Below are 17,158 nucleotides of genomic sequence, written 5' to 3'. Positions count from 1 at the left end.
GCCCGAACAGCGAGCCCGACGCACCGCCCCCGGCCACCATGCGCGTCCGCGAACGGGCCACGGTCACCACGACCTCCAGGGAGTACAGCGAGCGCCTGGGTGCACTGGCCGCATTCACCGTCCGACACAAAGCACTGGTGATCGGCGCGTGGGTCGGGTTAGCCGCGGTGTTGGCGCTGCTGTTCCCGCAGTTGGAGACCGTGGTTCGCCAGCAATCGGTCGATTTGATTCCCCGCGATGTGGCGTCGTTCCAGACCGTCGACCGGATGAGCGAAGCCTTCGGCGAACAAGGCTCCAAGACAACGCTATTCGTCGCCATGGAAGACCCGGCAGGTCTCACGCCATCGGCACGGCAGCGTTACGACACCATGGTTTCGCGACTGCGCGCCGACACCGAGCACGTGCGGCTCGTACGAGATCTGCTAGCCGACCCCATCACCGCCACCCAGGCGGTCAGCCAGGACCGCCAGGCCTGGTATCTCCCCGTCGGTGTAGCGGGCACCCTGGGTGATCCCACGGCCGCCGAAGCGGTGACCGCGGTCCGAGACATCGCCGCCGAGTCCTTCGCCGGGTCGTCGACCACGGTGAACGTCACCGGTCCGCCAGCGACGTTCAGCGACCAGATCGCCGCCGCCGAACACGATCTGCTGTTCATCTCCATCGCCACCGCAGGTCTGATCGCGCTGATCCTGCTCATCGTCTACCGGTCGGTGTTCACCGCGCTACTACCACTGCTCGTGATCGGTATCAGCCTGGCCGTCGGCCGCGGGGTGCTCTCCGCGCTGGGTGAGCTGGGCATGCCGGTATCGCAGTTCACCGTCGCGTTCATGACCGCGATCCTGCTGGGCGCCGGCACCGACTACACCGTCTTCCTGATCAGCCGCTACCACGAGCAGCGCCGCGCGCAGACACCGCCCGATCAGGCAGCCATCCACGCCACCGCCAGCATCGGCCGCGTCATCCTGGCCTCGGCCGCCACCGTTGCGCTGGCATTTCTATCCATGGTGTTCGCCAAGCTCAGCGTGTTCGCCGGCCTGGGACCCGCGTGCGCGGTCGCCGTGCTCGTCGGGTTCATCGCCACCGTGACGCTGCTGCCGCCGGTGCTGGCACTCGCCGCCAAGTACGGCATCGGTGAACCCAAATCCGACAGAACCCGACGTTACTGGAACTGGGTTGCCGTCGCGGTGGTGCGCAAGCCGGTGCCCCTGCTCGTCGCCAGCCTGGTCATCCTGCTGGCACTCTCGGCGGCCGCGCTGACCATGACGATGAGCTTCGACGACCGCAAGGGACAACCCGCCACCACCGCCAGCAACCAGGGCTACCAGATGCTGGACCGCCACTTCCGCAAGGACATCGTCCTCACCGAGTTCCTCCTGGTGGAATCACCGACCGACATGCGCACCGGCAAGGGGCTCGCCGACCTCGACGAGATGGCCTCCCGGGTCGCGCAAGTCCCCGGCGTCACCAAGGTCTCCGGGGTCACCCGGCCCGCCGGAACCCGCCTCGACCAAGCCCAATTGGGTTGGCAGAACGGCCAAATCGGCGACAAGATGGCCGGTGCGGTGGCCGACGGCAACGCCCGCAAGGACGACCTGGCCAAACTCACCGACGGCGCCGACCAACTCGCCGATGGGTTGGCACAACTCGACACCACACTGCGCACCGCCCTGACCCCGCTGACCGGCATCCTCACCCAAGCCCAGACCGCAGGCCAACAAGTCGACCAGTTCCGGCCCCTGCTGACACAGCTCTCCGCGGCCGCACCGGCCATCGACCAAGCCCTGCAATCCGGGCCGGGACTGCGGCCGCTCGCCGAACAAGCCGATTCCGCCATCGCCACCATCGACCCACTGGTCGCAGCCCTCAACACCTCACCCTGGTGCGCCACCACCCCCCAATGCGCCCAGATCCGAGATCAAGCCCAGGTTCTGGTGACACTGCGAAACGGCGGCTTCTTCACTCAAGTCGCCGGCCTCGGCGACCGAGTAGGGCAGAACTCAACCGTCGCCGACACCCTGGCCGACGTCAAAACCGCCGTCACCTCTCTCGACGCAGCGTTCGGCGCACTCGGGGACCCCGCCGACATGGCCGCCAACATCCGCCGACTCCAAGACGGCATCAGCCAACTCGCCTCCGGCGCCCAAGCACTGGCGACCGGAGTCAACACACTCGCCGACAGCAACATCGAAATGCTCAGCGGCATGAGCCAAATCGCCACCCAACTACAAAACTCGGCCCGCGCCAGCACCGGATCAGATACCTCCAGCGGCTTCTACCTGCCCGCCAACGCCTTCGAGAACCGCCAGTTCGCCGACGTCGCAGAACAATTCCTCTCACCCGACGGCAAGACCGCCCGCTTCGCCATCGAATCCCGCCACGACCCCTACTCGGTCGACGCGATGGACCTGGCTCAGGAGATCACCGACGTCGCCGAGGCCGCACGCCCCAACACCTCCCTAAGCGACGCCACCGTCTCCGTCGCCGGCTTCCCCGCGGTCAACTCCGACATCCGACAACTGCTCTCCCACGACTTCATCCAACTGGCCATCGCCACCCTGGCCATCGTCGGCCTCATCCTGGTCCTGCTGCTGCGCGCCCTGCTGGCCCCGCTCTACCTGCTGGGCACCGTCGTGCTCAACTACACCGCATCACTGGGCATCGGCGTCCTGGTCTTCCAATACGGACTGGGATACGAAATCGCCTGGCCAGTACCGCTACTGGCGTTCATCATCCTCGTCGCCGTCGGCGCCGACTACAACATGCTGCTCGTCTCCCGACTCAAAGAAGAATCCACCGGCAACATCCGCGTCGGCGTCCTCCGCACCGTCGCCAATACCGGCTCAGTCATCACCTCAGCCGGCATCATCTTCGCCGCCAGCATGTTCGGCCTCATGATCGGCTCCATCGCCATCATGATCCAAGCCGGATTCATCATCGGATGCGGCCTACTGCTCGACACCTTCGTCGTGCGCACCCTCACCGTCCCCGCCATCGCCACACTCCTAGGCGAAGCCAGCTGGTGGCCCCAACGCGCCACCACCCGCCCTGTCTAGCCGCCCAGCCAGCATTCAAGATCATTGAAAGGGTTGCCATCAGACCTGACCGACGCGGGGGTTCAAGCGGGGACTCCGCCTAACTAACTGTCGATAACAAGGTCGAGGTTGGCCACATACGGCCTACCGACACTTGCAAAATTCAGTGAAGGAAACCGTCCCACTTGGGCTCATAGGACCACACTCCGGCGTCGGTGGGCACCGTGGTCGCCGCCTTGGCCAGCATGGGCGCGACGGGGGGTGACACCGGTAACTGCACCATCCCATCCTTGCAACGGCGCCCGCAGTTCGCCAGGGCTGGAGACATTTCGTCCGCCCCGGCATTAGATTCTGCGGGTGTGACCGAAGCCAGCGGGGCCGCCGGGGCGGGCCGATTCGCCCCCAGCCCGTCGGCCGACCTGCACATCGGCAACCTGCGCACCGCGGTGCTGGCCTGGCTGTTCGCCCGGTCCACCGGCCGGCGGTTTTTGTTGCGCGTCGAGGATCTCGATGACCGCACCTTTCCCGATGTCGCCGCCCGCCAGCTCGCGGATCTGGCCGCGATCGGGATCAGCTGGGACGAGCCGCCGCAGTATCAGCGGGCCCACGCCGACCGCTACGACGCGGTGGTCGAGCAGCTGCTGACCGCCGGAATGGCCTACGAATGTTATTGCAGCCGTAGGGAAATCCTGGCCGCTCCGCGCGCCCCGCACGCCCCGGAGGGGGCGTATCCGGGGACCTGCCGGGAGTTGGACGACGCCCAGCGGGCCAGCCGGCGCGCGGCGACGGGGCGCCCGCCGGCGCTGCGGTTGCGCGCCGACCGCGACGAGTTCACCGTCACCGACCTGCTGCACGGCAGCTACACCGGGGTGGTCGACGATTTCGTGTTGCGCCGCTTCGACGGGGTGCCGGCCTACAACCTCGCGGTGGTCGTCGACGACGGCGGCTCCGGGGTGGATCAGGTGGTCCGCGGCGACGACCTGCTGTCCTCGGCGCCGCGGCAGGCCTATCTGGCCGCGCTGCTGGGTCTGCCCGCGCCGGTGTACGCGCACGTTCCGCTGGCCCTGAACGCCGAGGGCAAGCGGCTGGCCAAGCGCGACGGTGCGGTCGGCCTGGCCGAGATCGGGGTGCCGACCGCGCTGCGGCAGATCGCCGACTCGCTGGGCTACACCGCCGCCGACCTGCCCGGCATGCTCGCCGAGTTCGACCCGGCCCGGCTGCCCCGGCAGCCCTGGATCTTCCGGCCCGCCTGACCCCTCCCGGGTCGGTGGCTCAGCCGATCACCGGCAGATCCGCCAGCCCGCGCAGCGTGACATTGGGCTTGTAGCTCGGTTCGGCCGCCGGCCGCAGGTCCGGGAACTTCGCGGCCAGCGCCGAGAGCGCCAGCGTCGCCTCCAGCCGGGCCAGCGGCGCGCCCAGGCAGAAGTGCGGGCCGAGCCCGAAGGCCAGGTGCCGGATGGCGCCGCGGTCCGGGTCGAACTCCGCGGGCCGGTCGTAGGCCGCCGGATCGCGCTGCGCGGCGGCGGTCAGCACCATCATGATGTCGCCCTTGGGCACGGCCAGCTCACCGATGGTCAGGTCCGCCGCGGCGATCCGGCTGGTCAGCTGCACCGGCGGGTCGTGGCGCAGGGTTTCCTCGACGATCGCGGCGGCGCGGCCGGGCTCGGCGCTCAGCGCCGCCCAGTGCGGCCGGTGCCGCAGCAGCGCGCGCACCGCGTTGGCGATCAGGTTGACCGTCGTCTCGTGGCCGGCGATGAACAGCAGGTTGCAGGTGGCGACGATCTCCTCGCCGGAGAGCTGGTCGCCGTCCTCCTCGGCCGCGATCAGCTCCGAGATCAGGTCCTCGCGCGGTTCGACGCGGCGGCGCTCCACCAGTTCACCCAGGTAGCCGCGCAGCCACTTCCCGGCGGCCAGCCGCTCCTCGATGTCGGCGGACTGCTGCCCGGTGACCGCGACGAACGGGTCCAGGCCCTGGGCCAGCAGCGCCGAGGCCGCACCGAACCGCGGCTCGTCCTCCAGCGGCACCCCGAGCAGCCGGCAGATCACCGCGACCGGCAGCGGGTAGGCCAGCTCGGCGATCAGGTCGAATTCGGCGCCGGGTTCCAGTCGCCCCAGCAGCTCGTCGACCAGGCCGACGATCTCCGGTTCCAGCGCCTTGACCACCCGCGGGGAGAACGCCTGCTGGGCCAGTTTGCGCAGCCGGGTGTGATCCGGCGGGTCCAGGAACAGGAATCCGGGCTGGCCGAACGGGCGGGCGGCGGCGCCGGCGGCCACCTCGCGCTGCGCGGCGGTGGAGGTCAACCGGTCGTTCGACGACGACGGGTGGCGCAGCACCTGCTCGCAGTCGGGGTAGCGGGCGAACACCGCGAGGTTGGCCTCCGGCAGCCGCATCGGACCGAGCACGCGGATCTGGTCGTAGATCGGGTACGGGTCGGCGCGGTTGGCCGGGTCGAGCATGGCGCGCAGCAGCCGTTGCACCTCGGCCTGGTCCTCGGCGGCACTCATCCGGCCATTGTGCCCGAGGCCGAAATCCCCGCAGGTCAGATGCGTTCAGGCGATGCGGCGGCGGCCGGACCGTCGGTCGGATTCCCCCGATTTATACCCCCTGGGGTATATTCGAGGCACGAACCGGGCGCAACCGCCCGGTCAACGAAAGGGACGTCGTCATGTGTCGAGCCGCGAAGTGCCGCGAGTGCGGAAAAACCACCTGGGCCGGTTGCGGCATGCACATCGATGCGGTCAAGCGCAGCGTTCCGGCCGGGCAGTGGTGCGGCGGACACCCGCGCGCCGAAAAGCCCAAGCGCAGCTGGTTCCGGTTCGGCCGCGGCTGAGCCGGCCGGCCGAACCCGGTCAGCCGGTGCCGTAGTACCGGCCCAGCACCTCCGCGCGCAGCTCGTCGAAGCTGCCGTCGGCGATGGCGGCGCGGATCCGGTCGACCAGCGCGATGATGAACCGCTCGTTGTGGATCGTGCACAGCGTCGCCGACAGAATTTCCTTGGCCTTGAACAGGTGATGAATGTAGGCCCGGGTGTAGTTCGCGCAGGTGTAGCAGTCACAGTCCGGATCCAGCGGGCCGAAGTCCCGCCGGTAGCGCGCACCGGTGATGTTGTAGCGGCCGGTTCCCGAGTAGATCGCGGCGTTGCGGGCGACCCGGGACGGGGACACACAGTCGAAGGTGTCCGCGCCGGCCTCGATCGCGGCGAACAGGTCGTCGGGTTCGCTGATGCCGAGCAGGTGCCGCGGCTTGTCCTCGGGCAGTTCGTCGATGACCCAGCCGATGATGGTGGCCAGGTTCTGCTTCTCCAGCGCCCCGCCGATGCCATAGCCGTCGAAGCTCAGTCCGTGCGCCGGCCCGTCCTGCTCACCCATGCCGACCAGGCCGCGGGTGGCGGCGCGGCGCAGGTCCTCGTACTGGGCGCCCTGCACCACCGCGAACAGCGCCTGGGCCGGTCGATCCGGCGCGGCGGCGGCCAGCCGGTGATGCTCGGCCAGGCAGCGGATCGCCCAGTCGTGGGTGCGACGGACCGAATCCTCTTGGTAGGCGCGGGTATTGACCAGCGTGGTCAGCTCGTCGAAGGCGAAGATGATGTCGGCGCCGAGGCGGTGCTGGATGCCCATCGACACCTCGGGGGTGAACCGGTGGGTGGAGCCGTCCAAATGTGAGGTGAAGGTCACCCCGTCGTCGTCGACGCGGGCCAACCGGTCCTTGCCGGGGGCGACGATGTCGTCGGCCCGGTGCCGCGTGGTGTCCATGGCCAGCACCTTGCGAAACCCCGAACCCAGCGAGAGCACCTGGAACCCGCCGCTGTCGGTGAAGGTGGGGCCGGGCCAGTTCATGAACCGCCCCAGCCCGCCGGCCTCGTCGACGATATCCGGGCCGGGCTGCAGGTAGAGGTGGTAGGCGTTGGCCAGGACCGCCTGCGCGCCAAGAGATTTCATGGTCTCCGGCAGCACCGCCTTGACGGTCGCCTTGGTACCCACCGGAATGAACGCCGGGGTCGCGATGTCGCCGCGGGGCGTGTGGATCACGCCGGTGCGGCCGTCGCGGCCCTCGAGCCGATCCCCGACGGTGAAGTAGTCGCCCACGGCGGCCATTCAATCAGCAGATTGGTCCCAGGCCGCGCCCACGGCCATACTCGTGGGCATGATGACGCTGAGGAAGTTCGGTACGGCCGGCGCGGTCGCCCTGGCCGGGGCATTGCTGGTGGCGGGCTGCTCGGGGGGTGACTCCGGCTCGTCGGCGGCCAACGCGCTGCGACTGGGCGACGACGACCTCGGCCCGGTGACCTCGGTGTCCTGCAAAACCGACGGCGGGCTGACCACCATCACCATCGAGGGCGCCGAGAAGGCCGTCGTGAAGGTGACCGACGAGGACAATCCGACGGTGAAGTCGGTGCACATCGGCGAGGTCGGCAGCACCGACAGCGCGCTGGTCTACGTCGCCGCGGTGTCCGGGCAGCCCGCCCAACTCAGCCGCGACGGCAAGTCCTACACCATCAGCGGCACCGGGATGGGCACCTCCGGCGGCGACGCCGTCAACCCGGTCGGCACCGCCTTCGAGCTCTCGGTGTCCTGCCCGTAACCACATCGTGTTTCACATGAAACCTGTTGTCCCGGCCGCCGCCGGACAATACTGAGCGCAGGTCCGCCCACCGGGTTGGCCTCGACTCTAAGGAGAGCTGTGGTGAAACGAACATTGGTGCTCGCCGTCGGCAGCGCGGCGATCGTCGCCGCCGGCCTGGCCGGCTGCTCAAGCGATAAATCGGCCTCCGACCAGGCCAAGGACGCGATGTCGTCGGTGACCAGCGCCGTCACGTCGGCGACCGACGCGGTCAAGGGCAATCCCGAACCCGGCCACGCCAAGATGACCGTGGACGGCGAGGAGCAGGACATCAGCGGCGTCGCGGTGTGCACGCCGACCGGCGCGGACATGACCATCGCGATCGCCGGTGAGGACGGCGGGGTGTCCGTCGTCGTCGCCGAGGACGCCTCCAAGGTCACCTCGGTCGGGCTCGGCACGGTCGACGGCGTCGGGCTGTCGGTCAGTCCGGCCGGCGGCGACGCCACCGCCAGCAAGGACGGCAAGACCTACAAGGTGAAGGGCAACGCCATCGGCGCCGACCTGGCCAACCCGATGGCCCCGGTCAACAAGGCGTTCGAGCTCGCGATCACCTGCCCCTGACCAACCCACCAAACGACGACGGCGGCTCCCAACCCGGGGGCCGCCGTTGCCGTTTGCGGTGGTCAGGGTCCCAGCCGGTCCAGCAGCGGCACCTGCGCGGCATTGAGCCGGACCCGGGCAACATCGAGATCGACCCACTCCGCCCGGTCGATCTCCGGGTAGCGCCGGCCGTGCAGTTCGAAGGTGTTGCTCACCTCGGCGACCCGATGCCCGGTGAGATCCAACTCGGCATCGACGGCGAAGGCGTGCACCCGCTTGCCGGAGGCCAGCCGCACCTCCCCCAGGTCCAGCACGTCCCCGTCGGGCACCGGCAGGGCGATCTCCTCGGCGAACTCCCGGCGCGCCGCGGTCCACGGATCCTCCGGCGGTAGGAACTCACCCTTGGGAATCGACCAGGCACCGGCGTCCCGGCCGGCCCACCACGGTCCGCCCGGATGCACGATCAGCACCTGCCGCCGGCCGTCGCGCACCCGGTGCAGCAGGATCCCGGCGCTGCGGGCCGACATCTCAGCTGGTCTCCTCCAGGGCGACCAGGGCGTCCTCCAGGTGGGTGAGCAGTCGCTGCAGATGCGGCACGCTGCGCCGGCAGCCGATCAGCCCGAACTCCAGGTTCCCGGCGTTGTTGGCCAGGGTGATGTTCAGCGCCAGGTTGTCCAGCACGATCGACACCGGGTAGTTGCCGACCAGTTTGGCGCCGCTCCAGTACAGCTGCTCCCGCGGTCCCGGCACGTTGGAGATGACGAGGTTGAACGGCGGCGGCGCGGTGGAGACGAACCCCGGCACGGCGCCCAGGCCCAGCGCGGCGATGTTGATCGCCGACAGCGCCAGGGTCTCCAGCTTCGGCAGCCCGGCGAACACCGACTTGTTGTCGCGCATCGAGGCACTGACGGTGCGCAGCCGCTCCTGCGGGTCGGCGAGGTCGGTGCCCAGGTTGCACAGCAGCGCGCCGACCTGGTTGCCGCCGGCGCCCTCGGCGTCCTCCCGCAGGTTCATCGGGACCATCGCGATCAGCGGGGCGTCCGGCAGCGCGTTCTCCTCGGCCAGGTAGGCGCGCAGCGCACCGGCGCACATCGCCAGCACCACATCGTTGACGGTGACGCCGGCGGCGGACTTGATCCGGCGGATTCGCTCCAGCGGCCAGGACTGCGCGGCGAACCGCCGGGCCCCGCCGATCTTGACGTTGAACATGGTGCGCGGGGCCTGGAACGGCAGGGTCAGCTGGTTGTCCAGCATCGCCGCGCGGGCCACCTTCAGCGTCGACGGCGCGAAGCCCAGCGCGGTGCCGACCACGCCGGTCGCCATCCCCAGCAGCGACCTGCCGGCGTCGTCGTCGCGGGCCGCCCGCCGGCTCTGCGGCAGATCCCACGGCACTCGGACCTTGGTGTCGTTCGGGTCGTCGGACAGCGTTCGCTGCAACATCCGGCTGGCCGAAACACCGTCGAGCAGCGCGTGGTGCACCTTGGTGTACAGCGCGAACCGGCCGTCGTTGAGGCCCTCGATCAGGTGCGATTCCCACAGCGGGCGGTGCCGGTCCAGCAGGCTGCCGTGCAGCCGCCCGGTGAGTTCCAGCAGGTCGCGGACCCGGCCCGGGCTGGGCAGCGCCGAGCGGCGCAGGTGGTACTCGAAGTCGACCTCGTCGTCGACGGTCCAGCCCATGTCGACGATGCCGCCCAGCACGGTCGCCGGGTGTTTGCGGAAGGTCGGGTCGAAATGGGTGTGCTCGAGCATCTGGGCGTGCAGGTCCATCAGGAACTCCGGCCCGGCGCCCTCCGGCGGCTCGAACAGCTGCAGGCCGCCGACGTGCATCGGATGCTCCCGCGATTCGGCGATCAGGAACATGGCGTCCGGGGGCGACATCAGCTGCATGGCATCAATTAGACCCGCTCGCCGCACCCCGGAACACCGTTACCGGAGTAGCGGGGGTGTGATCTTCGGCGGAGTCCGGTGGTGCGCGCCGGTGCGGACCACCAACCGGCCGGTGGTCCGACGGTCGGCCATCCGGGTCAGCGCGGCGGGCAGGTCCGCCCAATCGAGCTCCTCGCCGACCACGGTGTGGATCGCGCCGGTGCGGATCAACTCCAGGATCCGCACGTGGGCCTCCAGGCCGGCCGAGCGGGCCGGCCAGTTGAACCCGAGGGTGCGCCGGATGGCCAGCGGGTCGTTGACGTAGACCAGGCACACCCCGCACAGGTCGAAGTTGCCGTAGGCGAGCGGGCGCGGCGACAGGTAGTCGCCGTCCTCCAGCGCGATGTCCTCGGCGAAGCCGACCATCAGGTGCCGGCCGTTGTAGCCCATGCACTTGAAGGTCTGCACCGTGACGCCGCCGCCGACCGCATCGAAGGCGACGTCCACACCGCGGCCGTAGGTCAGCTCCATCACCTGCTCGACCCAGTCCTCGTCGCGGTAGTTGATGGCGTGGTCGGCGCCGAGCTCGCGGCAGAACCGCACCTTCTCGTCGCTGCCCGCGGTGGCGATGACGCGGGCGCCGAGCGCCTTGCCGAGCACCAGCGCCCCGGATCCGGTGCCACCGGCGGCGGCGTGCACCAGCAGCGTCTGGCCCGGCTGCAACCGGCCGCGTTCGGTCAGCGCGAACCAGCCGAGGTGGAACGGGTAGTGCAGCGCCGCGCCGTCGACGTCACTGATCCAGTCCGGCAGGTCCAGCGCGGTGGCGGCGTCGACGATGGCGTAGGAGGCGTAGCCGCCGAAGGCCATCACCGGGATCCCGACGATGCGCCGGCCGACCCAGTGCTCGGCGCCGGGGCCCGCGCTTTCCACCACCCCGACGCTCTCCATCCCCGGCACGAACGGGGCGGGCAGCGGCAGGGTGGTGTAGCGGCCGCGGATGATGTCGATGTCGTTGAAGTTCAGGCAGAACGCGTCGACGGCGACCCGGACCTCACCGGGACCGGGGGCGCGGACCTCGACCTGCTGGCTGCGCAGCACCTGCTCGGGTTCACCCAGGGCGGTGGCGACCCAGGCGGTCGCCTCGATGGCTTCGGTCACGGCTGCTCCTCATCGTTGGCGACGAAACGCCGGCGGTAGTCGGCCAGCCGGGCGGCGATCACCTCGGCGTCCAGGCCAAGGCCGGCCAGGTCGTACTCGACGCCGCCGTATCGCCCGCGCGGGTTGGCGGCCAGGAAGTCTGCCATCGCGGTCCGTACCTCGTCGTCGAACGGTTGTCCGGCGAGCTGGTAGATGCTTGCCAACGTGCCCATTTCGTCGGCCATGAAGTCGTCGAACCGGATGTCGACGGTGCGATCCGGCGGCAGCGCGTCACGGTCGCGCAGGCAGCCCGACAGCAGGTCGTCGGCGCGGTTGCACCAGTAGGCCGCCAGCGCGGCGGGATTCGTTGTGCTGCACGCCATTCGGGATGCGTAGACGATCATGGTGGCCATCGAGCGGATCACCTCCACCGGATCGCGGTGGGTGAGCACGAACGTCGCGTCCGGGAAGGTCTCGGCGAGCACGGTCAACTGCTCCAGGTGCTGCGGCGATTTGAGCACCCAGCGCCGCCGGCCACGCAGCCACTGCAGCGCCTGCAGGTTCCGCTTCAGGTAGGCGTACGACGGCCTCTGGTCGTGGCTGCGGTAGTGCTCGGCGAAACCCGGTAGGTGGTAGGTGGTTTCGAAGAGCATCCCGGAGATGTCGTTGGCCAGCAGCTGGACTTCCTCGTGCGCGTGGTCGACGGTCATGTCGTGCATGCGTTTGAACTCCGGCATCACCGCGTCGATCATCGCCAGCCCGGCCGCACAGCGGTCCCGGCGCGGCTGCTCGTCGTCGCGCTCCTCCGGCGCGGGGAACGGTTCCAGGCTCTCCCAGTACGGCAGCGGCCGCAGGTTCGGGTCGGCGGCCAGCAGGTTGTGCAGGTGGGTGGTTCCGGTGCGCGGCAGGCCGCAGATGATGATCGGGGCGGTGATCTGCTCGTCGGCGATCTCGGGGTGCTCGGTTAACAACGCCTGCAGGCGCAGCCGGTTGACCAGGTTGCCCACCACCTGCTCGAAGACGATGCCGACGCCGGTGGCGGACAGCCCGGCGTCCTCGCGCAGCCCGGTGGACAGCACCTCCAGCCGTTCCATGAAGGCCGGGTCGCCGTAGTCGTCGAGCCCGGTGCGCGCGGTGGCGGCGGCCAGCATCGCCTCCGGGGTGAGCGACACGGTGGCGCCGTAGCCGGCCAGTCCGTCGCGAATCGGTTGTGCCGCTTCGGGATAGACCGGGGTCGCCAGGTCGGTGAAGCGGATCGGTGCGGGACGGGTGATCACCGGCCCAGCTCCGCGACGTCGACGACCCGGCAGGACGGCCGGTCCGGGGTGTACTCGGGCAGGAACCAGCGGAACCACAGCAGGCCGCGCCGGCGGCCCGCGGTGGACACCCAGTTCGGGTGGCCCGGGTCGGTTTCGCTGACCACGATCCGCCAGGAGCCGTCCGGCTCGTAGTGCACCTGGTCGTTGTTGATGGTCACCCGCTCGTAGGTGTAGTCGTAGCTGTGCAGGAACGGATTCCACAGGCACAGGTTCCAGAACACGCACGGCGGCGAGGTGCCCTCGATGACCAGCGCCTGCCCGGGTTCGAGCTGGTAGCCGCCCATCGCGTAGGCGGCGTCGCCGGCCGCCCAGCCGTAGGTGACCGACGGCACCGGGTAGGGGTCCTTGAGCTCGTTGGGGGGTTCCACCCGGACCGGCAGCATCGCCAGCTGCTCATGCAGCCACTTGCGGGCGGCGCGCATCCGGCGGGCCAGATCGGCCGCGTCGTCACGGCGGCGGGCCGGCGGGTCCAGTGCCTCGATCCGCCAGGACGGGCGGACCCCGTTGACCCGGTCAACCAGGTAGTCGCGGGTCAGCGCCACCTCGGCGTCGGGCTCGGTCTTGAGCCAGGGGCCGGGCACCGGGTCGGGGCCGATGGTGAACTCGAAGTTGCCGTCGGCGTCGAACTCCAGGCTCCGGTCGTTCAGGGTGCCGACGATGCGGGTGCTGTAGCCGCCGTCGCCGGGGCCGCCGTAGACGGTGATGGACAGGTACACCGCGTCGCCGCGGTTACCGGTGACCCGGTAGCGCCGCGTCGGGTCGATCGGCGCGATCTGGTAGAACGCGTCGGAGTTGTCCCCGCCCCACTTCTGGTAGGGGCTGATGACGTCGACAAAGATCGGGTTGTCCTTGTCGCCCCAGACGTAGGTGTCCACCGCCACCCGCAGCAGGCTGAACGCCAGCCGGTAGCCATCCAGGATGTCCTTCTCGTCCAGCGGCGGGTCGGCCTCGGTGAACCGTTTCTCGGCGGCGCGGACCTCGTCGAGGAGCCCGGCGTAGGCGGCGGACAGGTCTGCCGAATCGGCGTTCTGCTGCGTCATGCCAATATTGATACCTGCCGTAGCGTAATTGCGTGGTTGATTCGGCAATTGTCCGGGCCGGGGGTGCCGGACACCCATTCGGCAACCGCTTTACGGGCAGGTGGCGGTGATCTCGACGGGGACCTGATCCATTTGCACCGTGCTGGTCACCAACCGCTGCGCGGTGGCGGTGACGCGGTAGGTGTTGCCGTCCTTGGTCACCGCCGCGCCCGTCACCGTCGGCCCCAGCAGATAGTCCTCGGCGTGGACCATCACCTCCAGCACCGCCGGGGCCGCCAAACTGCTCAGCTTCACCCAGGCCAGCGGAACCCGGGTGGACACCCTGATGGTGGCGACGCCGTCGAGCGTCTCGCAGCCGACCGGGCCGGAGATGTGCTGGTCGGCCCCGTCGACGAAGACCGAACCCGACGCGTCCGGATGCGGCTGCGGGGGTGCCTCCGGGGCAACCGGGGCACCGGCCGGGTCGGTCGGTGCGTCGACCTCGGCCGGTCGGTCGCTCGCGCACCCGGACAACGCGGCCGCCGCCACCGCGACGGCCGCCAGCCCAGCCAGGTTGGCGCGCACTGTTCGCATGAAGGACCTCTCTCCGGTTGCCGACACCGTATCGGCCGCGCGAGACTGCGCCGACGGGCCACCAACCGAGGGGTGTCCCGCCCGACCCGGAGTTCCTCGGAGCTGCCACAATGACAAACGCCCAGCGAATCGGTGTGAACCGAAACCCTGGGCGTCTTGCCTGCTAATTGGCGGTGGCGGTGGGATTTGAACCCACGGTGGAGGGTTACTCCACACACGCTTTCGAGGCGTGCTCACGGGCGTTTTCCCAGGTCGTGAGTGTATGGATTTCCCAGAAACCGCAGGTCGGCGTCGGCGGTTTCCACGGCTGAGTGCAGGAGTTGTGACACCCGTGTGACAACGAGGGCCGTCGTACGCGCAGGTAGAGGACGGAAACGGCGCGGTGTCACAGAGGGAATGGGATTCCGTGACAACGCGGCGGGCGGGATCGAACGGGTGTGCGTCACTCGGCCTTGGACTCCCCCGCGGGCTTCTTGCCGTAGAGCCCCTGGAACGTCGCCGCCGCCGCTTCGATGGCCTGCTTCTGCGCGTGGGCGTAGACCCTCAGCGTGACATCGGCGTTCGCATGGCCCAACCACGCGGCCACCACCGCGAGCGGCGCACCCTGAAGCAGCAGGAGCGTCGCGGCGGTGTGCCGTCCCTCGTGCAGCTTCAGGTGCGGAAGACCTGCGGCCTTCACCGCGCGGTTCCACCGCTGGTTCGCGGTCTCCGGGGCATACCGTGTGCCGTCTGGCTTGAAGTAGACGTGGCCGTCCTTCTCGCCGCGCCAGGCCGAACCCGAAGCCATTCGCTCCTTGAGGTAGCGCCGCCGGACACGGCTCAGCGCCTCCACCGCGTCGTCGTGCAGCGGAAGTTCGCGCTTGCTGCTCTCGGTCTTGGTTCGCTTCTTGTCCTGCGTCCCGACGCTCGTCGGCACGACAGCCCGTTCGACCGTCAACGTCTTCGCGTCAAGGTCGACCGCAGACCACCGCAGGCCGACGATCTCCGAGCGGCGCATCCCCAGGAGGGACAGCAACACCAGCGCCTCGTCCTCTTTACCTTCGACGTGATCGAGGAACCGGCGCACCTGCTCGGCGGTCAGCGTCACCCGCTCTGGTGCCTCTGGCTTCTTGGTGTCCTCGCGGCGGACGTTCTTCACCAGCCGCGCGGGGTTGCGGGCCAGGACGCCCTGCCCGACGAGATCGTCCATCAATGCCCGGAGCCGCGACAGGAACGGGTTGATGCTCGTCGCGGCCCAGACCCCACGCGGCGTGGTGCCAGCGATGAGCGCCTGCACCAGCGCTTCGATGTCGGCCTTGTCGATACCCTGGATCGGATCGCCGCCGTGGACTTCCACCAACGGGCGCAAGTTATTCGTGTAGGCGTCCAACGTCTTCTGCTCGATGCGCTGCGCGGCCAGCCACCGGCGAACTGCCTCCCGCACCGTGAGCGCGTTCGGCGCCACGTGCAAGCCGCGAGCTTTGTCCCCCAGAATCGGCCCGAGGAACCCGCGCGCCTCGGCCTCTGTCTTGAACCTGCGGCGGCTCTGCTTGCGTTTGCCGCCGCGCCTCCCGACGTCGACGGTGACCTGGTATCGCACGGCCTCGCGGCCCTTGGCGTCAGTTCCGATGACCAGTCGTTTGATCTGCGGGGGCAATTGCTGTCTAGCCATCGTTCCCCTCCCCTCTGCGCCCGTGGCCTTCTCCTATGGCTCCATCTGACGCCGACGCATCGGCGTCCCACAGCCAACGGGGGAGGTTCTGCCGCCTATACGCCTCAATCTCGTGCGCATCCTCTGTCTCCGTGGGCGGCGCATCTCCCCTCACCCAGTCACATAGCCGCCGCACAGGCAGTTCAGGCGTCCCGGTCAGCTCTGCCACGGGCCTGTTATCTCCGATATCTGGACTGTGGACAGGCATCAAGAGGGTCACTGGCGAAATGCCCAACGCACACGCGATCACAGTGAGGTCATCGACCGTTACACGCCGGTCCCCTCGCTCGATCTCCGAGAGCGTTGCGTGCGACAACCTCAGACCCTCTGGCATGCGTGACGAAAGCTCCCGTAGCGAGATTTTGCGTCTTCGCCGCTCCATTTTCATCACATGGGCAACGGTCCACGACGTCCGACCAAGACCTCCGATCACGCCGCAAGTATGGCACATGTATGGAAATTCTGGACGCCGTGTCTGGTTTTTCCTTGCATTCTCGTCCACGTCGTGTAGTGTATGGATATTCCTTCCGAAACGGAAGGATTTTTCAGACGCATGACAGGACCTGAGCATGACCGAGCTGGAGAAGGCGATCGAGGATGAGGTGCAGCGGCGGTTGGCCGAGCGCGCCCAGCCCGCCGCGCCAACCGTCTACACCGTCGATGAAGCCGCGGCGGTGCTCCGAGTTTCCCGCAGCACCGTCTACAAGATGATCGGCGACGGCGAGCTGACGCCAACGCGGGTGAGTCGCCGCGTGCTGATCCCTGGCAGTGAGGTCGAGCGACTGCTCGCCCCCGCGCGCGGAGATCGGGTGTCGGCATGACAACCGCCGGGCCGACACGCCATGAGGTGTCCGCCATGACCGCCGAGATGGTCGTGAACGTCCTGTCGGCAATCCCGTCCCCGATCCCCCTCCCCACCGTGGAGGAAGTCGCCGCCTACCTGCGTCGTGACGTGCCGCAGTGCCCAGTGTGCGCCTGGATCGCGCCGCTCAACGTCCGCGACTGCCCGGCGTGCATGATCCGTGAGCGGGTCCCACTATGACCGTGAACCGCAGGGTTTTCCAAGAACTTGCAGCCGTGTGCGAGAGCGCGGAGGCACTGGACCGGCTCATCGTCTACGCGGCCATATCTCTATGCGAACCCGGCGGGCTGAGCACGCTGCTCGCCGCCGCGTACACCGGATTCGGTTTGAAACAGGCCCAGGACTCGATCGACTCCCTGGTGGCCGACGGATTCGTCGCTCCCGTCACCATCGGCAACTTCGCCTTCGACACCTACATCCCAACCGCCGCATAGGAGTCGAGAGGGGTGACTGGCAGGCACTGGGGTCCGAGCCCCCG

The 17,158-nt window shown here is 69.0% G+C and carries 17 protein-coding genes and 1 pseudogene; 7 read left to right on the top strand and 11 right to left on the bottom strand.

Annotated elements, in window-relative coordinates; translation table 11 throughout:
- Window positions 1–38: 38 nt before the first annotated feature.
- Window positions 39–3,053 carry an MMPL/RND family transporter gene (locus G6N10_RS14745; protein ID WP_085093329.1) on the top strand — a complete coding sequence of 1,005 codons (3,015 nt, stop codon included), beginning with the start codon at window positions 39–41 and terminating at the stop codon, window positions 3,051–3,053.
- A gap of 151 nt (window positions 3,054–3,204) precedes the next feature.
- On the opposite strand, the pseudogene G6N10_RS14740 reads toward G6N10_RS14745, so the two are convergent.
- Window positions 3,205–3,315: pseudogene (locus tag G6N10_RS14740) on the bottom strand (ATP-dependent DNA ligase); the annotation flags it as partial.
- Between the two features lie 76 nt (window positions 3,316–3,391).
- Here G6N10_RS14740 and gluQRS point away from each other — a divergent pair.
- Window positions 3,392–4,285, top strand: coding sequence for a tRNA glutamyl-Q(34) synthetase GluQRS (gene gluQRS / locus G6N10_RS14735; protein ID WP_234810438.1), 894 nt, complete (start codon window positions 3,392–3,394; stop codon window positions 4,283–4,285).
- Window positions 4,286–4,304: 19 nt separating this feature from the next.
- On the opposite strand, the gene G6N10_RS14730 is transcribed toward gluQRS, so the two are convergent.
- Together G6N10_RS14730 and tgt are read right to left on the bottom strand one after the other, a co-directional pair.
- The gene (locus tag G6N10_RS14730; RefSeq protein ID WP_085093314.1) at window positions 4,305–5,537 is read right to left on the bottom strand and encodes a cytochrome P450; all 1,233 of its coding nucleotides are present in this window, start codon (window positions 5,535–5,537) and stop codon (window positions 4,305–4,307) included.
- Window positions 5,538–5,882: 345 nt separating this feature from the next.
- Entirely contained in the window at window positions 5,883–7,127 is a 1,245-nt protein-coding gene (gene tgt / locus G6N10_RS14725; protein WP_085093312.1) for a tRNA guanosine(34) transglycosylase Tgt, read from the bottom strand.
- A 49-nt stretch (window positions 7,128–7,176) separates the two neighbouring features.
- Here tgt and G6N10_RS14720 point away from each other — a divergent pair, with 49 nt between their 5' ends.
- Together G6N10_RS14720 and G6N10_RS14715 are read left to right on the top strand one after the other, a co-directional pair.
- Entirely contained in the window at window positions 7,177–7,614 is a 438-nt protein-coding gene (locus G6N10_RS14720) for a lipoprotein LpqH (RefSeq protein ID WP_133055096.1), read from the top strand.
- A 102-nt stretch (window positions 7,615–7,716) separates the two neighbouring features.
- Window positions 7,717–8,214, top strand: a complete 498-nt coding sequence (locus tag G6N10_RS14715) for a lipoprotein LpqH (RefSeq protein ID WP_085093325.1) — start codon at window positions 7,717–7,719, stop codon at window positions 8,212–8,214.
- A 62-nt stretch (window positions 8,215–8,276) separates the two neighbouring features.
- Here the strand turns inward: G6N10_RS14715 and G6N10_RS14710 are convergent, their stop codons facing one another.
- The 8 genes from G6N10_RS14710 to G6N10_RS20745 form a co-directional block, all read right to left on the bottom strand.
- Window positions 8,277–8,720: an NUDIX hydrolase gene (locus G6N10_RS14710; RefSeq protein WP_085093308.1), complete on the bottom strand. Its 444-nt coding sequence runs from the start codon at window positions 8,718–8,720 to the stop codon at window positions 8,277–8,279.
- 1 nt (window position 8,721) lies between these two features.
- Window positions 8,722–10,080 (bottom strand): WS/DGAT/MGAT family O-acyltransferase, encoded by a 1,359-nt coding sequence (locus G6N10_RS14705; protein WP_085093306.1) that lies wholly within the window; start codon window positions 10,078–10,080, stop codon window positions 8,722–8,724.
- Between the two features lie 39 nt (window positions 10,081–10,119).
- Window positions 10,120–11,217 (bottom strand): NADPH:quinone oxidoreductase family protein, encoded by a 1,098-nt coding sequence (locus G6N10_RS14700; RefSeq protein ID WP_085093304.1) that lies wholly within the window; start codon window positions 11,215–11,217, stop codon window positions 10,120–10,122.
- Window positions 11,214–12,470 carry a sulfotransferase family protein gene (locus tag G6N10_RS14695; RefSeq protein ID WP_085093323.1) on the bottom strand — a complete coding sequence of 419 codons (1,257 nt, stop codon included), beginning with the start codon at window positions 12,468–12,470 and terminating at the stop codon, window positions 11,214–11,216. Before G6N10_RS14695 ends, G6N10_RS14700 begins: the two co-directional genes overlap by 4 nt.
- On the bottom strand, window positions 12,470–13,555 hold the full coding sequence (locus G6N10_RS14690) for a DUF1214 domain-containing protein (protein ID WP_085093302.1): 1,086 nt from the start codon (window positions 13,553–13,555) through the stop codon (window positions 12,470–12,472). Before G6N10_RS14690 ends, G6N10_RS14695 begins: the two co-directional genes overlap by 1 nt.
- A 90-nt stretch (window positions 13,556–13,645) precedes the next feature.
- Entirely contained in the window at window positions 13,646–14,128 is a 483-nt protein-coding gene (locus G6N10_RS14685) for a lipoprotein LpqH (protein ID WP_085093300.1), read from the bottom strand.
- A 442-nt stretch (window positions 14,129–14,570) separates the two neighbouring features.
- Window positions 14,571–15,779: a tyrosine-type recombinase/integrase gene (locus G6N10_RS14680; RefSeq protein ID WP_085093298.1), complete on the bottom strand. Its 1,209-nt coding sequence runs from the start codon at window positions 15,777–15,779 to the stop codon at window positions 14,571–14,573.
- Entirely contained in the window at window positions 15,772–16,200 is a 429-nt protein-coding gene (locus tag G6N10_RS20745; RefSeq protein ID WP_407664030.1) for a helix-turn-helix domain-containing protein, read from the bottom strand. Before G6N10_RS20745 ends, G6N10_RS14680 begins: the two co-directional genes overlap by 8 nt.
- A gap of 187 nt (window positions 16,201–16,387) precedes the next feature.
- Here G6N10_RS20745 and G6N10_RS14670 point away from each other — a divergent pair, with 187 nt between their 5' ends.
- Genes G6N10_RS14670 through G6N10_RS14660 form a run of 3 tightly spaced genes read left to right on the top strand, consistent with a single transcriptional unit; the run spans window position 16,388 to window position 17,114 of the window.
- Entirely contained in the window at window positions 16,388–16,639 is a 252-nt protein-coding gene (locus G6N10_RS14670) for a helix-turn-helix domain-containing protein (protein WP_085093294.1), read from the top strand.
- 35 nt (window positions 16,640–16,674) lie between these two features.
- Complete coding sequence (locus G6N10_RS14665) at window positions 16,675–16,860, top strand: hypothetical protein (RefSeq protein WP_133055095.1); 186 nt, start codon at window positions 16,675–16,677, stop codon at window positions 16,858–16,860.
- Entirely contained in the window at window positions 16,857–17,114 is a 258-nt protein-coding gene (locus tag G6N10_RS14660; protein ID WP_133055094.1) for a hypothetical protein, read from the top strand. The genes G6N10_RS14665 and G6N10_RS14660 overlap by 4 nt, the downstream gene beginning before the upstream one ends.
- Window positions 17,115–17,158: the final 44 nt, after the last annotated feature.

Source organism: Mycolicibacterium fallax, from assembly GCF_010726955.1.
Taxonomy (GTDB): Bacteria; Actinomycetota; Actinomycetes; order Mycobacteriales; family Mycobacteriaceae; genus Mycobacterium; species Mycobacterium fallax.
The sequence above is the reverse complement of the archived record's forward strand: the minus strand, read 5'-3'. Positions and strand labels throughout refer to the sequence as shown.

What these genes read in the sequence shown, in the direction of transcription:
- G6N10_RS14720 (WP_133055096.1), top strand. Translation starts at nt 7,177, where the DNA reads ATGATGACGCTGAGGAAGTTCGGTACGGCCGGCGCGGTCGCCCTGGCC.
- G6N10_RS14670 (WP_085093294.1), top strand. Translation starts at nt 16,388, where the DNA reads ATGACCGAGCTGGAGAAGGCGATCGAGGATGAGGTGCAGCGGCGGTTG.
- G6N10_RS14710 (WP_085093308.1), bottom strand. Translation starts at nt 8,720, where the DNA reads ATGTCGGCCCGCAGCGCCGGGATCCTGCTGCACCGGGTGCGCGACGGC.
- G6N10_RS14660 (WP_133055094.1), top strand. Translation starts at nt 16,857, where the DNA reads ATGACCGTGAACCGCAGGGTTTTCCAAGAACTTGCAGCCGTGTGCGAG.
- G6N10_RS14680 (WP_085093298.1), bottom strand. Translation starts at nt 15,779, where the DNA reads ATGGCTAGACAGCAATTGCCCCCGCAGATCAAACGACTGGTCATCGGA.
- G6N10_RS14730 (WP_085093314.1), bottom strand. Translation starts at nt 5,537, where the DNA reads ATGAGTGCCGCCGAGGACCAGGCCGAGGTGCAACGGCTGCTGCGCGCC.
- G6N10_RS20745 (WP_407664030.1), bottom strand. Translation starts at nt 16,200, where the DNA reads ATGGAGCGGCGAAGACGCAAAATCTCGCTACGGGAGCTTTCGTCACGC.
- G6N10_RS14685 (WP_085093300.1), bottom strand. Translation starts at nt 14,128, where the DNA reads ATGCGAACAGTGCGCGCCAACCTGGCTGGGCTGGCGGCCGTCGCGGTG.
- G6N10_RS14690 (WP_085093302.1), bottom strand. Translation starts at nt 13,555, where the DNA reads ATGACGCAGCAGAACGCCGATTCGGCAGACCTGTCCGCCGCCTACGCC.
- G6N10_RS14665 (WP_133055095.1), top strand. Translation starts at nt 16,675, where the DNA reads ATGACCGCCGAGATGGTCGTGAACGTCCTGTCGGCAATCCCGTCCCCG.
- tgt (WP_085093312.1), bottom strand. Translation starts at nt 7,127, where the DNA reads ATGGCCGCCGTGGGCGACTACTTCACCGTCGGGGATCGGCTCGAGGGC.
- G6N10_RS14705 (WP_085093306.1), bottom strand. Translation starts at nt 10,080, where the DNA reads ATGCAGCTGATGTCGCCCCCGGACGCCATGTTCCTGATCGCCGAATCG.
- G6N10_RS14745 (WP_085093329.1), top strand. Translation starts at nt 39, where the DNA reads ATGCGCGTCCGCGAACGGGCCACGGTCACCACGACCTCCAGGGAGTAC.